Source organism: Paraburkholderia sp. NMBU_R16 (genome assembly GCF_013282575.1).
Lineage (GTDB): Bacteria > Pseudomonadota > Gammaproteobacteria > Burkholderiales > Burkholderiaceae > Trinickia.
In genome coordinates, this window is the sequence record NZ_JAAAYE010000144.1 from 1 (window position 1) to 2,929 (window position 2,929).

The window sequence follows — 2,929 nt, forward strand, 5'->3', positions numbered from 1 at the left end:
TTCACGCAAAAAGCGAGAGTAAACGCGTTTCGCCGAAAGTTTACAAGCCCAGCCCTATGTCATTGAAAGTAAACATGTTCTTCCGAACCCGGGAAGCGGCGCGCACATGTGTATAAGCCGATGGGCAAAACCACCTCAAAATCTCGCCATCAAGGGCGTCAGCCTTCCCATCAGATGGGACGATTTTACGTCAATTATTCGGCAACCCATTGATCGATAATGATTTTTCCAGATTATGTGCCACCGAAGTTGCCGATTAGACGACTTTAGGTCATTTTTTGGACAATTTGTGTTGTTTGACAATACAGAGGCGCTCATTATCGACCCGCTCTACCTCCCCATGCAGCTCTCGCGTGTAACCCTCGAATGAACCACGCCGACACTTCTGTATAAGCCGATGCCCTACAACGAGGTGTATCAATTCCTAACTGCGGCGCTGTATCAATTTACAACTGCGCGCGACAGCAGGCCCGTTTGCGTCAAAAATGCATAGTTGCGCCCGCAATCAAATGGGCGCCTACCCTGTTGAACAAAACCCCTCTGATCCCGCTTACCGGACGGGAGGATTACCAATGTGCTTCATGGCGCTTTTCTCTGGCTGAACGGTTACATACCGATCACTTCGCATATCACATCATTATCTCGCACGAAGATCTTGTCGCGTCGGCTACTTTCTTCATCATCAAATTGTTCTGCGAACAATTGCAGAAATTGTTTTGAAACGAGCAGCCAATCTAACGATGTAATGATGCGCACAATCAATTATAAAGTGAGAATGAGCTTCGTATGAATCGATTTAAAATATTTGACAGCCCTAATGCTCAATATTCTTCGCCTTCTCAACCAGGCGACAGCGAGAGTTCGCAGCATACAAGCATTCCGCGCTCAATGACCCCACCGGCTTGAGCCATTTAAAGACTGGAGGCTCAATACTACGACCACAAACATCCGATTCGACGTTGGCCCGGGGGTCCCGTTTGCGTGCCCTGATTCCCGGGGAGAGTGCTGCGGGTCGCGTAAGTCCGACCAGTCTTCTACAACTAATTTATTGAGATCGAATAATTTACGTCATATTCCCACCGATGTGCTTCACGGAATCGTCGCGCAAACCGCCGATCTCGGTGAGCTGTTGCGCCAATCTAACGTAGGCGGCGAAATGTCAAAAGCAATTAGCCATAGAATTCTCACCGACGAAAATCTTCGCAGACGGCTGGGCAAGATTAGCAAATCGTTAGGCATGCGTGGCGAGGACTTGTTGAACCCGGTTGTTCGCAATCGAATCCGCGACGACACAAAGCTTTCGAAAAAATTAACTGGAACCCTCTTTTTCCGAGACTTTCCTCCTGATGCGAATTGCAAGGAACAGCTTTCGATACTGATGGGGCTGTTTGATAACTTGCATTTTTGCAGCGCTCGCCACCCGATGAGCCTAATTTTGCCTTTGCTGGCAGAGCTTGATCAGGTTGAACTCGGCGAAACAAAAAAAATTGCTCTCGAGTTGCGAAGCGTCGACGCGGTATCGATGCAACTCAAGGAAGGCTTTCGGGGCATCCCAGAGTATCACAATCGGGAAGACTACTTCAATTTGGATTTTTCGAAAATCGATTCTGCATTGAAACGCCTGAAGCAGAATGGACGGCCGGATCTGAAGATCAAGATTTCTCTGTGGGTGAAATCAACTGACGACGACAACGGTTTTGAAGCCGTGTCGTGGTTCTCAAAGAGCGTTCTGCGAGACAACGGTGAGGCGTACGGATTCCAATATGAAAAGGGGCGTTATTGGACGATCGATGAAAAGGAGGCAGACGAGCTCATCTTCGCGCTTGCAAAGACAGATAGTAAAACGCAAGTCTTGCACATGCGAGGAGTGGAGTTTAATGGTGAAAATCCAAATGCTCTAAATTCTCTAATTGCTGCCGTAACAAGAGCAGATGGAGCATTGAAAAGCCTGCGGCTGCCCACGACAACAGTCGATGCGATTGCGCTGTCGAAGCTTCTTAACACGCGCTCGAGCCTAAAGGATCTGGAAATATCTATTGGCCCTATCAAAACAGAATCGGACATCGATCCTTATCTTACGGCCATTGCAAGATGCCGTAATCTTGAAACGCTGCGAATAGCTAATGATTTTATACTGGATAAGGAGTATATTTGGGAGGCAGACAGGAAGCTTGAGAAGGAATTCAGGAGCCGGATTGTGCAGGCTGCTAGCGTCTCGAAAAGCTTGACTTGCATCGATTTCAGTGGGTATAAACTTGGCGGCTTCAGGGAAGTCCAGCGCCAGATTTATAAGCGCCAGGTTGGTACAGCATCTGCTCTCACGGAGGGGCAGCGGGTTTTCCCGTCCGATGGGCAAGGAATGATGGAAATGACCTCAGTTGATCAGCGGCCTCATGAGCTGATGAAATCAGCCTGGGAAAGGAGGCGTGGTTCAGGAAGTGCCGATTTTGGGTAACACGGACGAGCGGAGGTTGTGTCGCGATAATGAAGCGATGACGAGCAAGCGGCGATTCGCTTAGGAGTCCTTACAACTGGTTGCTAGTTTTTCGATGTCATCGAATTTGTCTGTGAGCCGCGCCGATACTGGATTTGTGATCGGCGAAGACAGATCGGTTAGAGTCCAGATGTTTGGACTCATCGAATGACGGGTAATCCATGCTGGCAAACGATTCCGACGAAATTGAGCGAAGGGCGTTGGTGCATGGAGGCGGAGCAGTGTGCAATGCGCCCCTTTCCCCACAGGTTATGCGGCATGAACCTTACAGCGCACGGAGTTCGGGCGTGCGGCGGCCAGCATGCGGGTGAGCACCGCCACACCGATCGATGTTTCAGTCTGCTGCGCATCGGGATGACGCGTGCGCAGACGCGGGCCGATCAGTGCCTTGTATCGCCCCATCGTCGTTTCCACCAGCGCCCGCCGGCCGTAACC

1 protein-coding gene and 1 pseudogene are annotated in these 2,929 nt (G+C 50.1%); one reads left to right on the forward strand and one right to left on the reverse strand.

Annotation, left to right across the window (positions count from 1 at the left end):
• The first annotated feature begins 1,048 nt into the window (after nt 1-1,048).
• Nucleotides 1,049-2,455, forward strand: coding sequence for a hypothetical protein (locus GWC77_RS27255; RefSeq protein WP_173262459.1), 1,407 nt, complete (start codon nt 1,049-1,051; stop codon nt 2,453-2,455).
• 288 nt (nt 2,456-2,743) lie between these two features.
• On the opposite strand, the pseudogene GWC77_RS27260 reads toward GWC77_RS27255, so the two are convergent.
• A pseudogene (locus GWC77_RS27260) lies at nt 2,744-2,929 on the reverse strand (IS5/IS1182 family transposase); the annotation flags it as partial.